The organism is Novipirellula caenicola, from assembly GCF_039545035.1.
In the GTDB taxonomy this organism is placed as follows: Bacteria; Planctomycetota; Planctomycetia; order Pirellulales; family Pirellulaceae; genus Novipirellula; species Novipirellula caenicola.
Window position 1 is genome coordinate 1 of record NZ_BAABRO010000022.1, and the last position, 22,892, is coordinate 22,892.

Here is a 22,892-nt window from a genome sequence, read left to right on the forward strand (position 1 = left end):
GGAGTGAGGAGTGAGGAGTGAGGAGTGAGGAGTGAGGAGTGAGGAGTGAGGAGTGAGGAGTGAGGAGTGAGGAGTGAGGAGTGAGGAGTGAGGAGTGAGGAGTGAGGAGTGAGGAGTGAGGAGTGCTCGGCGGGTGATGGGCCGAGAGATTGATGGTGGAGATCGATCGGGAATAACGTGAAGCGAAAAGCCGGTTGTTCGGGCTTCATCTTTTTGTCACCCATTTTTTTGCCTGATTTTGTCGTCAGCGGACGTCGTTTTATTGAGCTCAGGGGGCGTCAATTTGCTTCGTCCTTTAGGCAATGAGTCGATCGCTGCCGCCGCTCCCGCGGCAAGGCGGTGTTGTCGATTCCGAAACCCCATGCTTACGCATGGGGCTAAGTGCTGCCGCCGCTGTCGCGGCTGACCTGCTTTGCCAATTGTGGCCACGTAGGAACGATACGTTGTCCAGAGCACCGGATTGTTACTCAGTGCTAGAGCGACGGCGAATTTGGTTCGGTCGTTGCTCGAACAATGGGTAGACAGAAAAATGGGCGCGACAGAAAAATGAGAGTGCCATGGCGATTCCCGTTTCATTTCCAACGCTGGCGTCGTTGCTATTTTCTAACCTTCCATCTTTTAACCTTTTGCTTTTTCCGGTGGTGCGCTGCATCAGGAAGGCGATCGCTGTTGTTGTGTTACAAGAAGTTGATGCGACGAATGAGCTGAAACTCTTGACGGCTTGTTGATTTTGTCCAAATGCAAATCGTATCGGTGAGCCGTAAGGCAGCGGGTGGTGCCTGGGACCCGGCCGCTGACGCGTCTCGGCTCAGTAAATCAATAAGCCTTTGGCGTGAGCGATGGGGAGAGTGTCGGAGCGAGAGTATCGCGTGCATCGATCATGGGGCGTATGGGCGGTGGCGGTTCCAGCTTGGAAAGCTGGCCGACAATGGTGGGTGCCGAAACTTATGACAAGTTTCGCTACGGGGAACATTGTCGCTCGGCTTTCCAAGCCGATTGCGTGCGGTGTGGTTGGATTGTTAACGCGAGAGAATCGCGTGCGTCGATCATGGGGCGTTTGGGCGGTGGCGGTTCCAGCTTGGAAAGCTGGTCGACAATGGGGGGTGCCGAAACTTTTGACAAGTTTCGCTACGGGGAACAATGTCGCTCGGCTTTCCAAGCCGATTGCGTGCGGTGTGGTTGGATTGTCGGAGCGAGAGAATCGCGTGCATCGATCATGGGGCGTTTGGGCGGTGACGGCTCCAGCTTGGAAAGCTGGCCGACAATGGTGGGTGCCGAAACTTTTGACAAGTTTCGCTACGGGGAACATTGTCACTCGGCTTTCCAAGCCGAGTGCGTGCGGTGTGGTTGGATTGTCGGCGCGGGAGAATTGCGGGCATCGATCATGGTGCGTTTGGGCGGTGGCGGTTCCAACTTGGAAAGCTGGCCGACAATGGTGGGTGCCGAAACTTTTGACAAGTTTCGCTACGGGGAACATAGTCGCTCGGCTTTCCAAGCCGGTTGCGTGCGGTGTGATTAGAGTATCGGAACGAGGATATCGCGTGCGTCGATCATGGGGCGTTTGGGCGGTGGCGGTTCCAACTTGGAAAGCTGGCCGGGATGGTGGGTGCCGAAACTTTTGACAAGTTTCGCTACGGGGAACATTGTCGCTCGGCTTTCCAAGCCGATTGCGTTGCGCCGTGATTAGAGTGTCGGAGCGAGAGAGTCGCGTGCGTCGATCATGGGGCGTTTGGGCGGTGGCGGTTCCAGCTTGGAAAGCTGGCCGACGATGGTGGGTGCCGAAACTTTTGACAAGTTTCGCTACGGGGAACATTGTCGCTCGGCTATCCAAGCCGATTGCGTTGCGCCGTGATTAGAGTGTCGGAGCGAGAGTATCGCGTGCGTCGATCATAGTGCGTTTGGGCGGTGGCGGTTCCAGCTTGGAAAGCTGGCCGACAATGGTGGGTGCCGAAACTTTTGACAAGTTTCGCTACGCGGTGCATTGTCGCTCGGCTTTCCAAGCCGGTTGCGTTGCGCCGTGATTAGAGTGTCGGAGCGAGAGTACCGCGAGCATCGATCATGGGGCGTTTGGACGGTAGCGATTCCAGCTTGGAAAGCTGGCCGACGATGGTGGGTGCCAAAACTTTCCACAAGTTTCGCTACGCGGTGCATTGTCGCTCGGCTTTCCAAGCCGATTGCGTTGCGCCGTGATTAGAGTGTCGGAGCGAGAGTACCGCGAGCATCGATCATGGGGCGTTTGGGCGGTGACGGCTCCAGCTTGGAAAGCTGGCCGACAATGGGGGGTGCCGAAACTTTTGACAAGTTTCGCTACGGGCATCATTGTCGCTCGGCTTTCCAAGCCGATTGCGTTGCGCAGTGATTAGAGTGTCGGAGCGAGAGAATTGCGTGCGTCGATCATGGTGCGTTTGGACGGTGGCGGTTCCAGCTTGGAAAGCTGGCCGACAATGGGGGCCTGATCGTGGTTTCGAAACTCTTGACGAGTTTTGCTACGCCCGGACCACGGTAGGGGACGCTTATTTGGGCTTGGTCTTGGGCAACGACAGGTTGCTTGGGCCACAGGTGTATGTGAACCCCGTTTTGATGAATGGTACTAGTACGCTGTCACGAGCGACCGAGATGTAGATGTCGTATTCGTCGGCGTCGATTTGATTGATGGTGCATGGAATCGATTCGCGAACTCCGTTCGCGTACAGATCCAGCGTCGCTGTGAAGGTTCCTCCAGCGTCTTTAAGGTGCTGCTCCCATTCATCGATGCCAATGAACTCGTATTCCGAATGTTCGTCGTCATCCGTGGACGGGGCTTCCCGCAACGGTGGGGCTTTTACCGCGTGTTGCACCGGAACTCGATCGGTCCACGCTAATTGTTGTTGTAACTTAGGCCCTGACCAGATTTCGTCGCCACCGGACCAACGGAACGCCTTGGCGTCTTGGCCAGCGAGTTCGGATGCAATCGAAAACAATCGCAATAACGAGTTCGCTTGCTCGTCCAAGATGGCGATTTTGGTTGCCATCACCGGCGTGCTCAAGGAATCGCCAAGCCCACCGGGCAAATTGTCAGTTTGGTATTGGCGTTCACGCCAGCTGATTAGGATCCGTTGACCTGCAGTTGACTGAAATAGCCACGCTTGGGTGTCAGCATTCTTATCGCGACGATTTTCGTGTTTGACGGATTCGAAGGTAAAGGATTCACCCAAGACGGATTCCAACGCATCGGCTAATGGTTGCGGCTCGAATGACGCATCGCGTTCACGCAAGAGTTCGCCTGCAGAATCGACCAGGATATAGGGAATTCGAAGCGGATATTGCCGGATCAAATCGGCTAGTTCGGGCGAATCTACATCACGGTTCAATCCAATGGTGCTGGATCGACGCTGCAGCCATCCGGTTGCACTCGATTTTACGGCTGCATCAAGGTGGCTTTGTAGTGACGCAAAATCGCCGTTGGCGATGTCAACGACGGCTTGATCAGCCACCTCACTATCGGGAATTGGGTTTGCCGCAATCCACTGTTTGGCTTCGTCGACCTGCCCAGCACGAACCATCGCAGCGACGGCATCCTCGATCCGTTGCGGAAGGCTCCACGAATCATCACCCGAGTGTTCGACGCTCCTTTGGTAGGCGTCAATCGCATCCTGCAATCGGTTGATGCTGAGGTAGTAATCACCGATTTCGGATTGCAAGCCGGGATCGAGATTGTCCGAATGTTGCGGCAATTGTTCCGCACGTTGCAGCCAAGCGGCGAGTTCGTTGTCGTCCGCGATCCGGATGGACTCACGAATGGCGGCACTTGTCAAAACATCCAGATCGATCGTGTCCTCGAAATCGAGATCGTCAAGCGTGGTGTCGGCTGGAACCGCATGGGCGTAGACCAGATCACTCGCAAATTGGCGGATTAGTTCGTTAACGAAATAGCTTTCGTCGGCCTCGTATACCGAGGACCCCAAATCAATCGCTTGGCGATGATAGGTCATGGATTGTTCGGCTTCTTTGTTCGCCGTCGCCTCGGCGGCCTGGATACGCAGTCGCTGGAGGCGAACCGAATCCGAGTGGGTTGTGGCGGTGGATTCAAGGAAGCGATCGACCAGTGCCGAATTGGTACGCAGTAGCAGAAAGCTGCCCACACGATTGTGTTTGGCGGCATCGTCGGGCCATCGCTGGAGGATCTCGAGAGGACGATTGAGTTCCAGCAGCGAGTCGACGAGATAGTCCGCCGTGACATCGTCAAGCCAGCTGTCGTCGTCGAGTTCGTCTTCTGTCGCCTCGTCCAACTCGTCTGTCGCTTCCCACGGCTCGGTGTTTTGCGATTCGTTTGTTGGCTGGGAGTCGACCGAGTTCCGCCAAGCCAGGAAAGCGTCGAACGACGTCACTGCTTGTTCGTAGTCACCGTTGGTGTAGTTCGCCCACGCGGATAGCGCGGTGTGCCAACCGTTATGGCTAAGTGGGCTGTCCGACTTTAACGCCGAGAGCAATTTATCAAGATCGCAGTACAGCGAATCATCGTAAGCTCGCAGGACTAGGCTGCGCAACAAGTCATCATCGGGAGGTGATTCGGCAAACAGTTGATCGAAGTCATCGTTTTCCAAACGGACATCGAGATGATTTTCAGTCGCAATCGTCTTGAGGTAATCGGATTCCGCGTTCTTTTTGCCTGCTAAGAAATGGGCAGCGGCGGCGTCGAGTTGATCGTGACTCCAGGCCAAATTGCCCAAGGCAATTTCCAGTAACCCTGATGGTACATCGGATCGACCTTTGAGTTCGTCGACGATCGCCTGGGGCAATTCAGAGGACTTGCGAAACGTTTGCGATAGCAGCTGTGTCCATTGGTATTGTTCGTCGTGCTCGGCAATGATATCGATGATTTTGGCAACGTCCTGCGGGCGTGCCTGGGCGATCGCGTTGTAGAAGATGACCGAATCCAAGGGACAGACGCGAAGTGCCTGGATTGCCGCAACCGATGCTTTTTCGTTTTGATCCAGTTCGTCATAGATCAACGATCCGATCCAGAATCCGTTGGGATGATTTGGCGATTGTTTCTGAGCCTGGTTGACTGCTTGCAGCGCAAGATCGTACTCGGCGAGGTTGTAATAGCAGACCGCTAGCGATGGCCACACGCCCCACATCGAGTTGGGCGATTCAATGGACTTTAATACGCGTACGGCTTCATCGTATTGCTCTAGCCGCATCCACGTGTACGCGGCTTGTAATCGCAGCACCGGACGGTCTTGCGGCAACATCGGCATCATTTCCGCTTTCCGGATGATTTGCTTCGCTCGCTCGAGGTCGTCGTCATACCATGCGATTTCTGCTTCGCTTAACTCAGCCAACGCATTGTCGTAACCTTCGTCCAGTGGCGGATCGCCATGTAGGTACGAGGCATATTCATCCGATAGCCGCCGGCCAAACTCGAGCCGCTGCCAGTCATAAAATTTCCACTTGCCGTTTTCGTAAACTAAGAACCACTGCAACGATTCGACTTGATCGTCATCGGAATAACCCATCAGGTCGACGACGGCGAGTTTGCCAGTCGAGTCGATGCGAACATCGAGGATACGTACTTCACCCGAGATTGCATCGGGATTCGGTTGGAATTGCGTCAGCCAGTTTCGCAGTGCCAAACGATCGATGATGCTGAGTGAACCGCCACTCTCGTTGCTCATCGCAACGGCTTCGATAAACATCGTCAAGCTAAAGGGGACGTCATCGCCGTTTTCCAGTCTGGCGTTGCTGGCGTTGACAAAATCTTCGATCGCCGGGTCAATCGAAGAAGTGGATTGCGTTTGTTTTTCATCGAGTAAACGGTCCAGCGACCGATTGAAATCGACCGCGTCCTGCTGGAATGCATCTTCGCGTGCTGCCAGTTCCACCTCAGTTGCCGGTCGTGCCATTCGCTGCATGGCAACGTAGGCGATGGTGCCCAATCCAGCACAAAACAGGGCCATCGCCGCCATGATGATCGCAACAATGATCAACACGCGTTTGGTGGATGGTGATGCCGGATCCGGTTGATGAGCGGGATATTGTTCCGAAAATGGATTCGATTGAGACACGTCCGTTATCCGTTGCGAATGGTGGCACTTGGGGATCGCCGGTTTAGATTGGTCGGCAGCACCGACCGTTGGGCGGCAATCATGTTACCTGCAAAACGTGTCCCGCCCAATTCGCGGTTGGCCAATTTACGGAGCGATTGGGCCAATTCTCGAGTCGATGTAGCGAATTGGGGAGTCTATTTAGCGGATTCGCGGGCGTTGAATTCCATTTTCCACTTTTCGTCGCCGCGTGTGCTATGGCACCACAACTCGAACATCCCCAATTCTGTGATCCGGCTGGCGAATTTTACAGGGATGAACGCTTCGCCCGAAGTTGATTCGGAGGTCAGATGGACGGTGATCGGTTCGATCTCGACGACTTCCTCGGGACTCCAGCGATCGAGTTTCGACCCGGCTTGGTCATCCGAGCGGACTGCGGAGCTGAAGAAACGAAATTGAGCCGGTTTTCCGACGACGATTCCGACTTCTTCGCTTGGTACTTCGGTTTCGGTGCCCTCTTCCATCCCGCGAGCCGCAACGCACAACGCACGCAGCGGTCGCGGTACGCCGGGGATCGCCAATCCGGCGGTTTCGATGCCCACGTAATACGAGCGGGCCGTTCCGCCGCGGATGCGAATTCCGCCGCTTTGCTTGCTGAATCCGTAATACGCGGCGCCCATCGCGACAGAGGTATCCAGATCATCAAGCCCACCAAGGACGACGGGATCGTCATCGTACCAGCTGTTCAGCGTGTCCAGCATCCGGGTGCGAAGCGTTTCGCTACGGAAAACGCCGCCATTGAACAGAACGTGCGTTGGCGTCACGTTGGCGCTCGATTCGTCGGACGACTGGGCTGCCAAAAACGCAGCCACATGTTTGGTGATCGCCGCATCGGCTTCGTAGGGAAGTCCGATGTCTTGGAACCCCGATGCCGCGTTGTGTTCGGGTCGCGCTGCGGCGTCACATTTCGGGAAGAAACCTTCAACGATCAACTGCTGAGTTTCCGCCTTGCCAATTTCGGCGGATATCGTGCCACCGATCAGCGAGCTGCCGCGTCCCAACACCGAGACGGTTTGTTGTTCTGGGCCATCGGGTGACAGCAGTTGCTCTTTGGCATCGCGACACGCGTGCCATAGTGCCACGCTTTGCCAGGGATCCAAATCGTGGCCTGATTCCGCGAACTTGGTGCTGGCGAAATGTGCGAGCGCAAGGTCCATGTTGTCACCCCCGAGCAGCAAGTGGTTTCCGACTGCAAGCCGCTCGAGGTTCAGTTCCCCGTCTTTCTGTGAGACGGACACAAGTGTCAGGTCGGTGGTCCCGCCACCGACGTCAACGACCAACATGACATCGTCGGCATGCAGCGTTTGACGCCAATCGTCACCCTGGGCCGATAGCCATCGATACACGGCGGCTTGCGGTTCCTCGAGCAAGACAAAGGTTTCGGGCAGCCCCGCCGCCACGGCGGCTTGCCGCGTCAATTCACGTGCCGCCGGTGCAAAGGACGCAGGAACGGTCAGCACCACCTGCTGCTCGCGCAGCGGAGCGTCGTCGTGTTGTTCGTTCCACGCGGCGACCAGGTGTGACAGGAAGCGGACGGTGCATTCGTACGCCGACACCTTATTGACTTCGGGTGGTGATTGCCAAGGCAGCACGGCATCGGTGCGACCGACGCTGCTGTGGCAGAGCCAGCTTTTAGCGGCGACGACGACTCGCTGCGGATTGTCGGCGGCTTGAGATCGGGCGTACGCACCAACGACTCCACCAGCGGGATCCGGGTTATAGGCGGTGCGTAGCGAGTCGACTTCGGATTCGCGTGGCAGGTACAAGAAGGACGGAAGCGATTCACGGGCTTCGATTTGCCCCGGTTGGACCAATTGCGGAATCTTCATCAGTTGAAGATCGTCGGGGGCGTCCAACGGGCAAAACGCCACCACCGAATTAGTGGTGCCGAGGTCGATTCCGATACTGTAGCGGGCGTTCATATTGGAATAGTCTGTGGAGTCAATCGAGAGAGAGAAGACGCGAGCGCGATGGCCCCTGCGGTGGTATTGTCGACGCAAAATCGAAGCGTGCAAACGTGCCCTTTTGCCGAAGCGGCGGAGGTGTCCATTAGCACGCGATTATGACCCGATCTCGGCCTCTATCAGGCAACGCTGGCAAACCGAGTCCTATATCAACCCTGAATTTTCCGGTAGCGAAAGTCGTCGACGGCTTGTTGATTTAGCGAAGTTTCCTGCGGCAAGGGGTGTAGGATGGACTTCCTAGTCCGTCAATGGTGGATTCGACGGACTAGGAAGTCCATCGTACGACTAAATCGACAAGCCGCCCGCGACTTCCGCAACGCCACAGACGCACGAAGGCTTAAAAAAGATCGTTCACGGCGTTGGGCAGAAGTCAAGAAACGAGTGGCTTACTAACGCTGGACTTGTGCCGGTGCGATCACGTTGGCGTCACGCTCGCTGCCGCGGTACGTCGGCAATTCCACCTTGGTCGCTTGCCAGCCTTGGTGGATCAGTTTGCCTGAGGTCGCCGATCCTTCGCCGATCCACTGGTAGCGTTCGGGCGATCCGTCTTCGCCAACGTCCAACTGAGCCCCTTCGCCCACATCGCTGACGGGCGCGAGTTCAAAGAATCGGGCCAACGTCGATGCACACTGTTGCAAACAGGGTCGGGCGGCTGCGCCGACTTGAGCGTCGGCATACTTGGTCAGATCCTCTTGAACCAGATCAACAAAGCGGGCCTCGCGCTGCAGCGCCGACAGCAACGTGATCGCATCGCTTCGCACGGGCTTTGCCGCCGGCGGTGGAGCGGCCGCGGCGGGCTGCGGTTCCGTTTTCGGCAATAATTTCGGTTCGGTTTCCGGCGACGACTCGGGCTGTAACGCCTGACGAATTCGTTCGGAAGCCTGGTTGTCAAAAAGTGCTGCTGAGAACGCTCGAAAGGCGATTCCTAAGCCCATCCTACATGTCCCTAAAAATAAGGCCGTACAAAGGTGTCGTGATGACAGGCTAGACGCCTATCCCGGGGTTACTCGTTTTCGCTCTCGGCGATTTTCAGATCTTTATATTTTTCGTTCAGCTCTTCGACCAACAGGAAGCCGATGTCGGTGTTCGCGACATTGATGTACTTCAGTTTTGGAAGCGAGGCGAGTTTGCTGAAGCCTTCGTCCGTAAACCTTGTGCCGGCGACATTCAAACGTTCGAGGTTTTGCAATTTCATCAGCGTGTCGACCGACTCGTCGCTAACCTTCGTCGACATCAAATTGAGTTCCGTCAGATTGGTCAAATTGCCAAACGCGTTGACCGCCTCGTCATCGGTTTTGGTTTCCCATAGCCCGAGGTAGGTTAGCTTGGTCAAACCGCCGATGGTTTGCAGGCCTTCGGAGCTGACCAGCCGACATTCACTGATGTCGAGGAATTTGACGTTGGGCAGTTCGCTGATGATTTTCATTCCATCGTCATCGAGCGAGGTGTCGCGAAGTTCCAATCGTTCGAGCGTTTTCAGGTCCGCGATCGATTTAAGTCCTTCACCGGTCACATCGGAACCACGAATACGAAGTCGTTTTAATTTGGTCAGACCCTCGAGCGCCGGCATCCCTTCATCGTCGATCTTGGTGTAGTCGAGTTGGATGGATTCGAGTGATTTCATTTTGCCCAGCACTTCGAGCGACTTGTTGCTGATCGACGTGCAGTAGTTGGCGTTGAAAGATTTAAGCGAAAGTCCATCGAGTTTGGCGACGCCTTCGTCGGTCACCTTCGATTTTTCGAGCTGGATGTCTGCGAGCGACTTGATTTTGGCCAACGAGTCCAATCCCGCGTCAGCGATGTTGGTGTTACGCAGATCGATCGCACGCAGCTTTTTCAGCGGCGTCAAATGGGCGAGACCTTCGTCGGTCACTCCGGTACGACGCAGAAACAACGCCTCGAGATTTTCGAGTTTGCCCACCGATTGCAGCGTCACGTCGCTGATTGCCGAATCGGTCAAGGTCAAACGCTTGAGTTTGCCGAGTGACTCGATCGCCGCCATGCCTTTGTCGTCAACGCCGGGACCGTTAAAGATCGCCACCTCGACGCTGGGGAGGCCTCGCAGATGTGGCAGCGAGTCGGCGATGCTGACATCGCTTGAAACCGCGAGTTCGACCACGTTACCCGCGTGGTTTTTCTCCAACACATATCCCGCTTCCTCCAACGCCTCGACATCCTCGTCGTTGTCTGCGATGACCGGAGCCTTTTTAGGCTGCGAAACGGCCGCCGAGTCGCCCGGTTGTGACTGCGAATTCACTCCATCGGAATCCGATCGCGAACATCCAATCAGCATGGCAACGGTCAGCAACATGACGAATCGTGCTGCAGCGATGGGATGAAAACGAGTGTCGAAGGAGTGTTTTTGAGTCATGGAAGCTACTCGTGACTGAGAGAGGGAAGGAGGGGGGGATTCCATTTTATCGAAATGGCACGTTGCCGAAAGGGAGTCCGTTTCGTCAAAGGTGAAACCAACGATCGGTGAGCTGACCGATCGGTGATCCGACCGAGCGGTGACCGTCTGACAAACAACCTTAGTTTCAATGTTTTGCAGGGGAAAATACTAAAGTGTGAGGCTGTTTGTGGCAATCACGTTACGTCGGCGTAAAATGCTATAATCGTTAAATGTTGCCGCCGTGAGCTGCCGTTGTTATGGTAGCGTGGCGGTTTAACGCCCCATTCTCTCAACCTACCCCATCCTGTTACTTCCCTCCTTAAGGACCTTAGATGAGCAAGAAAACAACACGTCGAAACTTTATTGGCCAAAGTGCCGCATTAACAGCGGGCGTTGGTTTTTGGTCGGGAACTTCGCTAATTAGCCACGGCCAGGATTCGGCACTGCAAGGACTTTCGGCGGCCTGTATCGGCGTTGGCGGTAAAGGCGGCAGCGATACCAGTCACATCGGCGAACAAGGCGTCAACATCGTCGGTCTATGTGACGTCGATGGCGGCACGCTGACAAAGAAGGGGCGTGAATTTAAAGACGCAGAACAATTCACCGATTTCCGCGAAATGCTCGACAAACTTGGCGACAAGATCGACATCGTGACCGTCAGCACCCCTGACCACACTCACGCTGCGGCCGCGGTTCGTGCGATGCAGATGGGCAAACACGTTTATTGCCAAAAGCCTCTGACATGGTCGATCAGCGAAGCTCGTTTGATGCGTGAGACCGCTGCGGAGATGGGAGTGGTCACCCAAATGGGTAACCAAGGCACCTCGGCTGACGGGATGCGAGAAGCAGTCGAAGTCATTCGCAGCGGCGTGATCGGTGACGTCACCGAAATCCATATTTGGTCCAACCGTCCCGTTTGGCCTCAAGGCAAGGGACGTCCGGCCGGCGAAGATCCGATTCCAGAAGATTTGAACTGGGATGCTTGGATCGGCCCAGCACCGATGCGTCCGTTCAAGAAAGGCGAATACCACTCGTTCAATTGGCGTGGTTGGGTCGACTTCGGTACCGGAGCACTCGGCGACATGGCTTGCCACACGACCAATTTGTCGGTGATGGCATTGAATTTGTGGGATCCCGTTGCGGTGACCGCGGTCAAGAACCCCGGTATCTTCGAAGGCGAAACGTTCCCCGCCAGCTCGGCGTTGATGTTCGAGTTCCCTGAGCGTGATGGCTTGGCGGCTTGCAAGTTCCATTGGTACGACGGCGGTGAATTGCCATCGGACGACATCATCAGTCAATTGCCTGAGTCGTTCCAGAAAAAGATTGCTAACCAACGATCCGGTGGTGGCAAAACCAGTGGTGCCGTGCTTATCGGAACTAAGGGCGTTCTGTTTTCACCGGATGATTACGGTGCCCAGTACATCTTGTTGCCACGTGGTGAATTCGTTGACTTCAAACCACCAGCACAAACGTTGCCACGCATCCCATACAAGGGCGGTGGCGATGAGCGTCAAAAGTGGGAATTTGTGCAAACGGTCAAGGGCGACTACGAGCCTGGCACAATGGCAAACTTCGATTACGCAGGCCGCTTGACCGAAACCATCTTGGTCGGCAACCTCGCACTGCGAGCAGGCGAAGGCAAGCGAATCGAATGGGACGCCAAGACGATGCGAAGCACTAACGTTCCCGAAGTCAACCAATTCGTGCAACGTGAATATCGCAAGGGCTGGGAAATTCCCAAAATCGCAGCGACCGCAAACCGCTAAATCACTGCGTTGATTTGAGCTAATCTAGAAACCGCGCAGGCCGCAAAAGCCTGTGCGGTTTTTTCGTTCGGTTGTGGGATCGGCTTCCAGCGAGTCCGCCGTCCTATCATCGCGAATCACGCCACAGGTTTCGCGACGATTTCCTACCGTTCAAAATCCGGACTGGTTGCCCAACGGACTGGTTGTCCAACAATGCGGCAAGCGATTCTAATTGCCACGATGCAAATGTGCCTCACACCGCTCAACGAAGAAAGTCCATCATGTCCCGTAAGATTTTGATCCAACTCGACACGGATGCTCACGCCAGCACGTTCGATAGTGTGGTGGCGTACGATTCGGGAGTGGACGCATTGCTGAGCCACGCAAGCGTCACGTCGGAGAATGTCACACCACTGGTTCATGGAGCGATGTTTACTCGCGGCGGCGATGATCTAAAAAACACCGCGATCTTTATTGGCGGTTCGGACGTGCGACGTGCTCAATCGCTACTTGGAAAGGTCAAAGATTGCTTTTTCGGGCCCGTTCGCAACTCAGTCATGCTCGATGCTAACGGATGCAACACGACGGCGTCAGCGGCGGTGGTTTACGCCAGCCGCGAAGTTGATTTGGCCGGAGCCACTGCGGTCGTGATGGGAGCCACCGGACCAGTCGGCGAGAGAGTCGCTCGGCTGTTGGCGGCCGATGGTGCCAACGTGGTGGTCACCAGTCGATCGCTGGAACGGGCGAACGAAGTCGCCAACGTGATCAACGAACAAACCGAAGGTGGCTCGGTCAGCGGAGCTGCCGCCAGCGGGGCGGAGGATGTCAAAGCGTTGCTTGCCGACGCGAAGATTCTGATTGCATGTGGGGCGGCGGGTGTCCAGCTGGTCGACGGAGCGACTTTGAAAAGCAGCTCGTCATTGCGGGTGGCAATTGATTTGAATGCGGTGCCGCCCGCAGGGATCGAAGGCATCGGCGTGACCGACAAAAGCAAATCGATCGGCGAATTGAAAGTCTACGGCGCGATCGGTGTCGGCGGATTGAAGATGAAAACGCATCGCGCTGCGATTGCGTCGCTGTTTGAAACCAACGACCGCGTGCTCGATTACAGCGAGATCTACGCGATCGCCAAGAACGTGTCGTAGCGGAACTCGCGGGCGGCTTGTTGTTTTATTCGTACGATGGACTTCCTAGTCCGTCGAATCCACCATTGACGGACTAGGAAGTCCATCCTACACCCGTTGCCGCAGGAAACTCCAATAAATTAATGAGCCGTCACGAGTTTCGACAGATCACGGCCGAGCAACGTCCCTCGGCTTACCTTCGCTTTAATCTCGCACGTTCGGCCTCGTACCGGCGTTTAGCGCGTTTGTACTCACTCGCTTTGGTGCTGGCGTGAATCGCGCCAAAAAGACCAACGGCGATGAACACCAGTCCGAACAGCGGAAAGATTTTGGCCATGCTAAACGGTGATCGCGAAGTGATCGCAAATGCCATCACCGTCCAAAAGCCGCCGAATACCACAGCGACAATGCCGCCTACCATCGCGGTTCCTTCGGTCGGCAGATGGGTGCGACCATTTTTCCCCGTGATCATAAAGTCGTTTCGTTGCAGCTCCCATTGACGATCCAGGTCTGCGATTTCCTGGTTCGCTGTCAACTGGCTGACTTGATCGCTCAGCGATTTGGTGGTTTCCGTCAGCTTGTCTACCGCTTCGGTAAACGTCACATCATGCTCGCGATGCACCGCCAACTGGGCGCCGCAGTGATTGCACTTGATGAAGCGGGCCGAGTTGGGCACTTGCATCGGCGCCCCGCACGAATTGCAAGCCAAGCTCTCCAACATTTGTCTTCCTTCCCTCAAACGCAGCGGACTGGTCACTTTCATGGTTACAAACAACATAACAGCCCCACGATGACGCGGCTGTTAGCTAAGGGCCTGATTGTCGCATCGAAGGGGCGCAAAATCGCAGAAATGCAGCAAGAAAACATCGTTCGACAGGGGTGATCATGCAAAAGTCCGCGGTTCCCGCTGAAATCATTCGCCCACCGCAGTCGATTCACCAACCACGCTTAAGGTGGCCGGATAGTCGAGCACGAGTTGTTTCACGGCCGTTCGCACGAAACTTTTGGGCATCGTTTGATCAAACGCAAAATTGACGATTCTAGCGTTATCACTCGCGGAATATTTTTTCAGATGTGGCAACAGATCACCCTCGACATCTTTGTTGACATCGACCGTCAACGCATCGCTGGCGGGATCAAAATCGAGGTCGTCGAGGTCGAGTGTGCGAAGGTTCGATGCGGTTTGAGTCGAGAAAGTGATTCGTTTTTTGGCGGGCTCATACACGATGCTCCACTGCGTCAAACCAGGTTGAGCGACTTTGGACAGCGATTGGCGGGCGTATTGGATCGGATCCGCCGTCGCGGCATCCTCGTTCGCCAATTGGACTTGGCATACGGCTTGGTAGTAGCGATGCTCACTATCGTTTCGCCAACGTTGCTGGCGGAAAGCGTCTCGTGAATCGATACAGGTTGAATTGGCGAGCGCACAATCTTGGATCTCGTTGCCGCGATGCACGTTGGCTTTGCCGCCCAAGAATTCGATCGACGCAACGTCGCCGGATGCATCCGTTACAAAGTAGTGCACGCGTTCGATGCTGGGGACCATCGGTGTCGGGTAAATCTTTTCGAGACTGGCGACTACGTCGGCGACCGTCGCGGCGGTGTCGAGTTGATATTGCACCCACTGGACCACATTCACTGAGTGTTTACCGGGTTGGATGACCGGAAACTGTGCTTGATCCAATTGCAGCAAATCAACGGTCAGTCCTTTTTCGTTCATACCTGCAAACGGTATCTCGCGTCCGAATTGCACGAAAGAAACGCTGCCGTAGGTGGACACCCATTTGGCAGGCTGGACCGGAGAAATCGCCTGTTTTTGAATGCCTCTTGGGTTAACGACTAACAAGCCTTCGCCAAAGAACCAATCATGATTGCGAGCGACAACGATCCGTCCGTCGAAGGAAAATCGCATCACCGTACATGCATTGGCAACGTTGCGGATCGGCAGGCACCCCATGCAGACGAAGGCGGCCAGCAGGATTGAGATTCGAATGTGACGTGATTTCATGACAAATGCCTGTTGGTCATTGGGAGCGAAAGTTGACAGACGGGCCGCGTTTGTGAATCGCATTATGTCCGATACACTACAGGAATGAAACAAGAACCTCCGCATGGCGACCAAGCCGATCACCCGTCGCACCAAAGCCCAAGTCCGGCATTGGTCGCGACGGCGTATCACGAAGCGGGGCATGCCGTGATGGCGCTGTCGCTGGGCCGTCCGATCGACAAGGTGACGATTTCGCCGCGTCGACTGCAAGTCGAGGGGGGTCGATTGGGGGCCTGCAAGATTCAAAAGGGGCGAACCAAATCGAGCCGAGATTGGCTCGAGGACGAAGTGTTGATTCTGTTTGCGGGCATGGTTGCCGAAGCGATCATCACTGGCGAATATTGCGAATCGGGCGCGGCGCAAGACCTGCGTACCGCCCGACGGTTGCTGCATACGCGTCCCGGCACGCCACAGCAGATGGAGCGGATCGAACGACGCTTGGTCGACAAAACCGCCCATATCCTCAGTGATGAGGGGCACGCCAAAGCGATCACGATGATCGCGGAAGAGCTGCTCGCGAAAACGACAATCAGCGGCCGCGCGGTTCGGCATTTCTTTAATATGGCCGTCAAGTCGCATGATAAATAGCCAAACGTGCAAGGCACCGGGGATCACGTGGGACCCGGCCGCTGACGCGTCGCGGCTCACTAAATCAACAACCCGTCAAAGTTTTTGTCCGTTTTCTGGTCCACTCGACAAACGGCGATGCAAGAGATTTCTGGCAACGCAAGCGACACCTGGTAACGCAAGCGGAAACGTTGCTTCTGGAAGATGCTAATGACATTGAAGTGGCGGCTAGCTAGAATCCGCCGCCCTGCTGACAAAATCGACAAAACATTTCATTGAGAAATCGGATGGCTACGAAAACGGAAAACGTGTTTGATATCGATGCTGCGACTAAAGCGATCGCAAAAGAGCTGTCATTGCCACTAAAACAGGTTCAATCGGCCGTTGAACTGCTCGATGCTGGCAATACGATTCCGTTTATTGCGCGTTATCGAAAGGAAGCCACCGGCGGGCTCGACGAAATTGCATTGCGAGCGATCGAAGATGCGATGGAAAAGGCGACGGCGCTTGCCGCTCGCAAAGCCACCGTGCTGAAGACGATCGACGAGCAAGGGTTGTTGACCGCGGCCCTTCGCAAACAAATCGAAGATTGCACCGACATGCAAACGCTCGAGGCGATCTATTTGCCTTACAAGCCGAAACGGCGAACGCGAGCGACCATCGCGCGAGAACGCGGGCTGGGGCCATTGGCCGATCTGCTGCTCAGCCAGAGTAAACTCGGCAAATCAAAAGACGATGTTTTAAAAGCGTTCGTCGACGCGGCCAAAGAAGTTCCCGATACCGACACGGCGCTGAAAGGTGCGCTGGATATCGTGGCGGAACAATGGTCCGAAGACGCCGACACACGGACCTGGATGACCAAGAAAGCCTTTTCGCAAGGCCGGATTACGTCGTCGATCAAACGAGGCAAGAAGGATCAGGCCGAGAAATTCGAACTTTATACCGACCACAACGAATCGGCTGCAAAAATCCCCGGTCACCGTTTGCTGGCGATGATGCGAGGTGAATCCGAAGGCGTGCTGAAAGTCGGCATCCAGCTCGAAGATTCGCAGGTGCTCGCGGAACTGAAGCCCAAGCTTGTTCCCAATCGTGATTTCGAGTTTCGCAACGAATTGCTTGAAACCGTCGACGATTGTTATCAGCGGTTGTTGATGCCGGCCACCGAATCGACCGTGATGCAAACGTTAAAGGAAAAGGCGGATGAAGAAGCGATCGCAGTATTCGGCAAAAATCTGCGAGAGTTGCTGATGAGTGCACCCGCGGGGCCGCGAGTGACGATCGGGATTGACCCCGGGTTTCGTACCGGTTGCAAGGTCGCGGTGGTTGATGGCACCGGCAAATATTTGACCAACACCACGATCTATCCAACCGCGCCCAAAAACGACACGGCTAATGCCGGAAAAACGCTGTTGGCGCTAATCCAAAAGTACAACGTCGAGTTGATAGCGATCGGCAACGGGACGGCGTCACGGGAAACTGACAGCTTTGTCGGCGATTTGATTCGCCAGCACAAACTTGATGTCACCAAGGTGATGGTCAGCGAAGCGGGAGCGTCGATCTATTCGGCAAGCGAGTTGGCGTCCAAGGAGTTTCCCGATTTGGACATCACGGTGCGTGGTGCGATCAGCATTGCGAGACGTCTGCAAGACCCGCTGGCGGAGTTGGTCAAATCGGATCCGAAATCAATTGGCGTCGGTCAATATCAACACGATGTCAACCAAACACAGCTTCGCAAGTGTCTCGATCGGACGGTCGAGTCGTGTGTGAACAGTGTCGGGGTCGATTTGAATATGGCGAGTGTTCCACTGCTTTCGTACGTCGCAGGGATCGGTCCCAAGTTGGCGGAGAACATTGTCGAGTATCGCAACGCGAACGGTCGCTTTGCAAATCGAAAACAGCTGAGCAAGGTGCCCAAATTGGGCAAGAAGGCGTTTGAGCAAGCGGCAGGCTTTCTACGGATTCGCGGCGGCGATGAGCCGCTGGACAATTCGGCGGTGCATCCGGAAAGCTACGTGTTGGTTAGCCAGATGGCCAAGAAATTGGGGACCGATTCTCGTTCGCTTGTCGGCAACGCCACGCTGAGCCAGAAATTGAAGCCAAGCGAGTTTGTCGACGATCAATTCGGATTGCCCACGGTGGCGGATATCATTTCCGAATTGGCCAAACCGGGACGCGACCCACGCAGTGAGTTCCGCGCGGTCAAGTTTGATGACAGCGTCAACTGCATGGAGGATCTGAAGCCGGGCATGGTGCTCGAGGGAGTGATCACCAATGTCACGCACTTTGGCGCGTTCATTGACATCGGCGTGCACCAAGACGGGCTGATTCACATTTCGCAGCTTGCCAACACATTTGTGCAGGATCCAAGCGATGTCGTGTCGGTCGGCGATGTCACCAAAGTGAAAGTGCTAGAGATCGATCTGCCACGCAAACGAATCTCGGTGACCCGCAAGTTTTAAGAGAACCGGTGGTGCGTGGTTCCACTGCAGCGATGAAGAGATAACTGGAGTAACTTCAGTAAGCAGGAGCGCGTACTGTCGCCTCTCCCGAGCTTTATCGCGGGAGAGGTCGAACGGGCCCTTTAGGCCTCGTTCGGGTGAGGGCCGACCGCGCATCGGAACTTGCAGTAGGCCGCTAGCTTGCTCTGACGGCCCTCACCCGAGCATCGCTATAGGCTCTGCTCGACCTCTCCCAAACTACGTTCGGCAGAGGTGACACGACGCAAGCCACCTCTCCCGAGCTTTAGCTCGGGAGAGGTCGAACGGGCCCTTAGGCCTCGTTCGGGTGAGGGCCGACCGCGCAACGGAGCTTGCAGTATGCCGCTAGCTTGCTCTGACGGCCCTCACCCGAGCAATCGCTGAAGGCTCTGCTCAACCTCTCCCAAACTACGTTTGGGAGAGGTAACACGACACAAGTAACCTCTCCCGAGCGTTAGCCCGGGAGAGGTCGAACGGGCCCTTTAGGCCTCGTTCGGGTGAGGGCCGACCGCGCAACGGAGATTGCAGTGGGCCGCTAGCTTGCTCGGACGGCCCTCACCCGAGCAATCGCTGAAAGCCCTGCTCGACCTCTCCCAAACTACGTTTGGGAGAGGTAACACGACACAAGCCACCTCTCCCGAGCTTTAGCTTGGGAGAGGTCGAACGGGCTCTTTAGGCCTCGTTCGGGTGATGGCCGACCGCGCAACGGAGCTTGCAGTAGGCCGCTAGCTTGCTCGGACGCCCCTCACCCGAGCAATCGCTATAGGCTCTGCTCGACCTCTCCCAAACTACGTTTGGGAGAGGTGCACGACGCAAGCCACCTCTCCCGAGCTTTAGCTTGGGAGAGGTCGAACGGGCCCTTAGGCCTCGTTCGGGTGAGGGCCGACCGCGCAACGGAGCTTGCAGTGGGCCTCTGGCTCGCTCGGACGCCCCTCACCCGAGCATCGCTGAAGGCTCTGCTCGACCTCTCCCAAACTACGTTTGGGAGAGGTAGCACGACACAAGCCACCTCTCCCGAGCTTTAGCTTGGGAGAGGTCGAACGGGCCCTTAGGCCTCGTTCGGGTGAGGGTCGACCGCGCAACGGAGCTTGCAGTATGCCACTAGCTTGCTCGGACGCCCTTCACCCGAGCAATCGCCGACAGCTCTGCTCGACCTCTGCCAAACTACGTTTGGGAGAGGTAACACGACGCTAACACACGCACCGCTGTCGTCTCACGCGGATGCATCGCGTAGCAGCGGATCGAGTTTCTTGCGAACCTCGGATTCGCTGACTCCGGCGATGGAGACGGTTTTGCGTCGCGATGTGGATCCGCGAACCACTTCGACATTCGATTTGGCGACGCCAAAAATCGCGGCGATTGATTTTTCGACCGCCTTATTGGCTTTCCCTTTATCGGCCGGCGCGGTAACCGCGATGCGGAGAGCGGCATCATGACAGCCACCGATTGAAGCCTGTTTTGCTTTAGGGGTGACATGCACGTCGATCGTGCAACGATCGTCGTGTTGTTTGATGACGATCACGAACCATCCTCCCGCACCTGATTTGCCGCCGGAGTTACCATGCCAAGAATCGCTTGAGCAGTTCGATCCCAGGCTGGGTCAAAAAGCTTTCAGGGTGAAACTGCCATCCCTCGAGTTTGTATTCTTTGTGACGCACGCCCATGATCTGACGCTTGCCTCCGGTGTCAGTCCATGCACTTGCGATCAGATCGTCTGGTAAACTCGAGGGTTCGATCACCAAGCTGTGGTAACGCGTGGCAACAAACGGGTTTTCGATTCCTCTGAAAAGCCCCTCGTCATCATGATAGATTTTATCGGTCTTGCCGTGCATCAATTCCGGAGCACGAACGATATCGCCGCCGTAAGCTTGACCGATCGATTGATGGCCCAGACAAACGCCGAGTAGCGGCACCTTTCCGGCAAACTGTTTGACGCACTGGACACTGACTCCGGCTTCGTTGGGCGTACAAGGCCCGGGGGAAATCAGCACTCGCGATGGCTTCAAGTCTTGCAGCTGTTCGATCGAAAGCTCGTCGTTGCGAAACACGCGAACATCGATGGCCGCATCAATCTCACCAAGCCGCTGGACCAGGTTGTAAGTGAACGAATCGTAATTGTCGATGACGATAACCATGGTACAGAAAACACTTGGTGCAAGAATAAAAAGGGCAAATTCGAAGGACGTCGGAAAGCTCAGAAATGCCGGAATGTCAATGGGAAATGAGGGCTGTGAACAAAAAGAATATTCTTTGTTCTCATCCGCGTAAACGCTCTTTGGTTGGAAACACTCCACAGCGTATAATGGGCATGACACGACAACGCTGGGCGAGTGGAAATACGGCGAAACGCGATTCACACGTATCGACAGACGTTAGTGGCATAAGACCGAGCAGAGCGAAGTCGGCGATATCTTACTGAAAAATATTTTCATTGAGTATCAACGAGCTCAAACATTCCGTCTTGACAATCAATTTATTTACTCGCGTTCTTCTTCATAGATAAATTCCCATGCTTTCGGTTCGCCCCAAAGTCGCCGAATTGGCGTTTCACGTTTTCAGTCGCTCGCTGCATCCCGAGCTGTACGCTTTACACCAACGCCGGCGTGTGGAGCGTTCTGACTACGAGGTCCAGGTCGACATCACCAATTGTGGTCACGTCGTCACATGGCGGGGGGCTGGGATGACGATTTGTGAAGTCGCTACGAGTGCCCAGCAACCGCTTCCCAAGCGTCGTTGCCTGCTTTCGCGGCCTCTCAAAGGAAGTCGTACCGAGCGTGCGGAATGCCGCGGGGGAGTCCAGTACAAGACGCATTTTCAGTTGGAACCGGTGGCTCCGGACATGTTTTGGATGGTCCAACAACAATTGGGCACTGGGCAAACCGAAGGGCTGCTGCACCGATTTGACGCCAGCGGCCGAATGGCGTTGGGGGCTCTGAGCTACGTCAATGTCGAAACGCGACGAAAGAGCGTGCTGATTCAAGCCATTCATACTTTTCCCGACGATTATGCTATCGTCAAAGTCGAATCGCTCTTTTCCATCGGCGATAACGCAAAGTAACGAGTCGGCGTTGCTGTGATTTCCAGTCACGCATGGTTGGATGCGACCATCCGCGAACAAATCGTCGCCGTGGTCGATCTCAAGTCGGGGCTCGCCGTGCACGCAGTCGCCGGCAAACGAACAGCCTACCAGCCGATAGCAATTCAGGGGGAAGCGGACGGCGATCCGTTTTCGTTGATTGCCCATTACCGTCGGCTCGGAATTCGATCGCTGTACATTGCCGATTTGGACTCGATCCTGCAGGGGCAACCTCAGGTCGAGTTGCTTCGCGGGCTGATCGCAACGACACCGGACTTTGACGAGGTTCTTGTCGACATTGGTTTGCCCGAAACCGATGCGATGGCCTCATTTCTTGCACTCGCCCGCCAACACCCACGTGTTTTTGTGATTGCCGCGACGGAATGTGCCACCGGCGTTACGGCGCTGAGGCGTTTTGAAGGGCAGTTGCCGTACAGCCAAGTCAGCTTGGGGATGGATTATCGCGACGGTGCATTCTTGGGTGGCGAGGATGCGGAGGAACGTTGGTTGGAATTCGCACAGCCGTTGGGGATCGAGCGAGTCGTTGCGCTGGACATGGCGACGGTGGGGACATCGCGTGGTCCGTCGGTCGCTGCGATTTGTTCGCGAATTCGTTGCCATTGGCCGGCAGTCAAACTTTATTCGGGCGGTGGTATCCGAGACGCCTCGGACGTTAAGCTATTGCAGCAAGCGGGCTGCGATCGCTGTCTGGTCGCCACCGCGCTGCTGGAGCCGTAGCGATATCGCCCGGCGACCATTGGTTCTCGCCACATCTGATTTTTCGTTTTTTCCCAAAAGAGCCGATCATGCTTTCTTTATCCCTGCGACGCACGGGCATTGCCACGGGATTGTTGATCGTGACGCTGGGCGTTTCGTTTGCACGATCGCCTTTCGATTTCCCCCCCTCCGCTCAGTCGCCTGCGGTGCCCGCGGAAACAACACCGGCGGAGATAACACCGCTGGAAACGGGCCCCACTGAAACGGCGCCTACTGAAACCTTACCCACCGAGGCGTCGCCCGAGCCGAGTTCGACGCCGAACCCTATCGAGCAAAAGATCCGCAGTGTCTTGGAAGGGGCATCCGATGACGTCCGCTCGTCCGACCCACTGCTGGACGACGTGCTTGGCATCATTAAATCTCGAGGCAGTATCTTGGACGGTTCTTCGCTTGACCCCGCCCTAGACGCTGCCACGGGGCCCGCGGGAAACGATCGAGAGGCCAGCGTGCGAGCGGCGGAGTCGTTGTTGCGATCGGCCCGTCTGCTGAGCCAAATCGAGCCCCAAGATTCGGCACGAACCGAACTTGTGGCAAAGCTACGGTACGAAGCGTGGCGTTTGTTGAGCGAATCGGTTGCTGTGACGAAACAATAGCGGCGATTTTTGCGTATCATGGATTGGCTCGCTTTCCGCGGGGC

17 protein-coding genes are annotated in these 22,892 nt (G+C 55.8%); 9 read left to right on the forward strand and 8 right to left on the reverse strand.

The window, feature by feature from the left end; all coding sequences use genetic code 11:
• The first annotated feature begins 557 nt into the window (after positions 1–557).
• Together ABEA92_RS26970 and ABEA92_RS26975 are read left to right on the forward strand one after the other, a co-directional pair.
• Complete coding sequence (locus ABEA92_RS26970) at positions 558–728, forward strand: hypothetical protein (RefSeq protein WP_345688183.1); 171 nt, start codon at positions 558–560, stop codon at positions 726–728.
• A gap of 104 nt (positions 729–832) precedes the next feature.
• Positions 833–1,519 carry a hypothetical protein gene (locus ABEA92_RS26975; protein WP_345688185.1) on the forward strand — a complete coding sequence of 229 codons (687 nt, stop codon included), beginning with the start codon at positions 833–835 and terminating at the stop codon, positions 1,517–1,519.
• Positions 1,520–2,513: 994 nt separating this feature from the next.
• Here ABEA92_RS26975 and ABEA92_RS26980 read toward each other — a convergent pair.
• The 4 genes from ABEA92_RS26980 to ABEA92_RS26995 all read right to left on the reverse strand — a co-directional run bounded on the left by ABEA92_RS26980 (position 2,514) and on the right by ABEA92_RS26995 (position 10,421).
• The gene (locus tag ABEA92_RS26980; RefSeq protein WP_345688187.1) at positions 2,514–6,047 is read right to left on the reverse strand and encodes a tetratricopeptide repeat protein; all 3,534 of its coding nucleotides are present in this window, start codon (positions 6,045–6,047) and stop codon (positions 2,514–2,516) included.
• A 176-nt stretch (positions 6,048–6,223) separates the two neighbouring features.
• Positions 6,224–8,008: an Hsp70 family protein gene (locus tag ABEA92_RS26985; protein ID WP_345688189.1), complete on the reverse strand. Its 1,785-nt coding sequence runs from the start codon at positions 8,006–8,008 to the stop codon at positions 6,224–6,226.
• Positions 8,009–8,439: 431 nt separating this feature from the next.
• On the reverse strand, positions 8,440–8,985 hold the full coding sequence (locus ABEA92_RS26990) for a DUF2760 domain-containing protein (protein ID WP_345688191.1): 546 nt from the start codon (positions 8,983–8,985) through the stop codon (positions 8,440–8,442).
• A 68-nt stretch (positions 8,986–9,053) separates the two neighbouring features.
• A complete protein-coding gene (locus ABEA92_RS26995) occupies positions 9,054–10,421 on the reverse strand; it encodes a leucine-rich repeat domain-containing protein (protein ID WP_345688193.1) in 1,368 nt (455 codons plus the stop codon).
• A gap of 353 nt (positions 10,422–10,774) precedes the next feature.
• On the opposite strand from ABEA92_RS26995, the gene ABEA92_RS27000 reads away from it, so the two are divergent.
• Entirely contained in the window at positions 10,775–12,208 is a 1,434-nt protein-coding gene (locus ABEA92_RS27000) for a Gfo/Idh/MocA family protein (RefSeq protein WP_345688195.1), read from the forward strand.
• A 260-nt stretch (positions 12,209–12,468) separates the two neighbouring features.
• Complete coding sequence (locus ABEA92_RS27005; RefSeq protein ID WP_345688197.1) at positions 12,469–13,332, forward strand: NADP-dependent methylenetetrahydromethanopterin/methylenetetrahydrofolate dehydrogenase; 864 nt, start codon at positions 12,469–12,471, stop codon at positions 13,330–13,332.
• Between the two features lie 172 nt (positions 13,333–13,504).
• On the opposite strand, the gene ABEA92_RS27010 is transcribed toward ABEA92_RS27005, so the two are convergent.
• Positions 13,505–14,032 (reverse strand): hypothetical protein, encoded by a 528-nt coding sequence (locus ABEA92_RS27010; protein ID WP_345688199.1) that lies wholly within the window; start codon positions 14,030–14,032, stop codon positions 13,505–13,507.
• Positions 14,033–14,224: 192 nt separating this feature from the next.
• Entirely contained in the window at positions 14,225–15,319 is a 1,095-nt protein-coding gene (locus ABEA92_RS27015) for a linear amide C-N hydrolase (RefSeq protein ID WP_345688201.1), read from the reverse strand.
• 84 nt (positions 15,320–15,403) lie between these two features.
• Between ABEA92_RS27015 and ABEA92_RS27020 the strand changes: the two genes are divergently transcribed.
• Together ABEA92_RS27020 and ABEA92_RS27025 are read left to right on the forward strand one after the other, a co-directional pair.
• A complete protein-coding gene (locus ABEA92_RS27020) occupies positions 15,404–15,946 on the forward strand; it encodes an ATP-dependent metallopeptidase FtsH/Yme1/Tma family protein (protein ID WP_345688203.1) in 543 nt (180 codons plus the stop codon).
• A 266-nt stretch (positions 15,947–16,212) separates the two neighbouring features.
• Positions 16,213–18,384 carry a Tex family protein gene (locus ABEA92_RS27025; RefSeq protein WP_345688205.1) on the forward strand — a complete coding sequence of 724 codons (2,172 nt, stop codon included), beginning with the start codon at positions 16,213–16,215 and terminating at the stop codon, positions 18,382–18,384.
• A 1,231-nt stretch (positions 18,385–19,615) separates the two neighbouring features.
• Here the strand turns inward: ABEA92_RS27025 and ABEA92_RS27030 are convergent.
• Both ABEA92_RS27030 and ABEA92_RS27035 read right to left on the reverse strand, forming a co-directional pair.
• Positions 19,616–19,924, reverse strand: coding sequence for a DUF167 domain-containing protein (locus ABEA92_RS27030; protein WP_345688207.1), 309 nt, complete (start codon positions 19,922–19,924; stop codon positions 19,616–19,618).
• 34 nt (positions 19,925–19,958) lie between these two features.
• On the reverse strand, positions 19,959–20,537 hold the full coding sequence (locus ABEA92_RS27035; protein WP_345688209.1) for an anthranilate synthase component II: 579 nt from the start codon (positions 20,535–20,537) through the stop codon (positions 19,959–19,961).
• A 374-nt stretch (positions 20,538–20,911) separates the two neighbouring features.
• Between ABEA92_RS27035 and ABEA92_RS27040 the strand changes: the two genes are divergently transcribed.
• The 3 genes from ABEA92_RS27040 to ABEA92_RS27050 all read left to right on the forward strand — a co-directional run bounded on the left by ABEA92_RS27040 (position 20,912) and on the right by ABEA92_RS27050 (position 22,848).
• A complete protein-coding gene (locus ABEA92_RS27040) occupies positions 20,912–21,460 on the forward strand; it encodes a DUF2617 family protein (protein WP_345688211.1) in 549 nt (182 codons plus the stop codon).
• Positions 21,461–21,475: 15 nt separating this feature from the next.
• A complete protein-coding gene (locus ABEA92_RS27045) occupies positions 21,476–22,216 on the forward strand; it encodes a HisA/HisF-related TIM barrel protein (RefSeq protein ID WP_345688213.1) in 741 nt (246 codons plus the stop codon).
• Between the two features lie 68 nt (positions 22,217–22,284).
• Complete coding sequence (locus ABEA92_RS27050; RefSeq protein WP_345688215.1) at positions 22,285–22,848, forward strand: hypothetical protein; 564 nt, start codon at positions 22,285–22,287, stop codon at positions 22,846–22,848.
• Positions 22,849–22,892 lie beyond the last annotated feature (44 nt).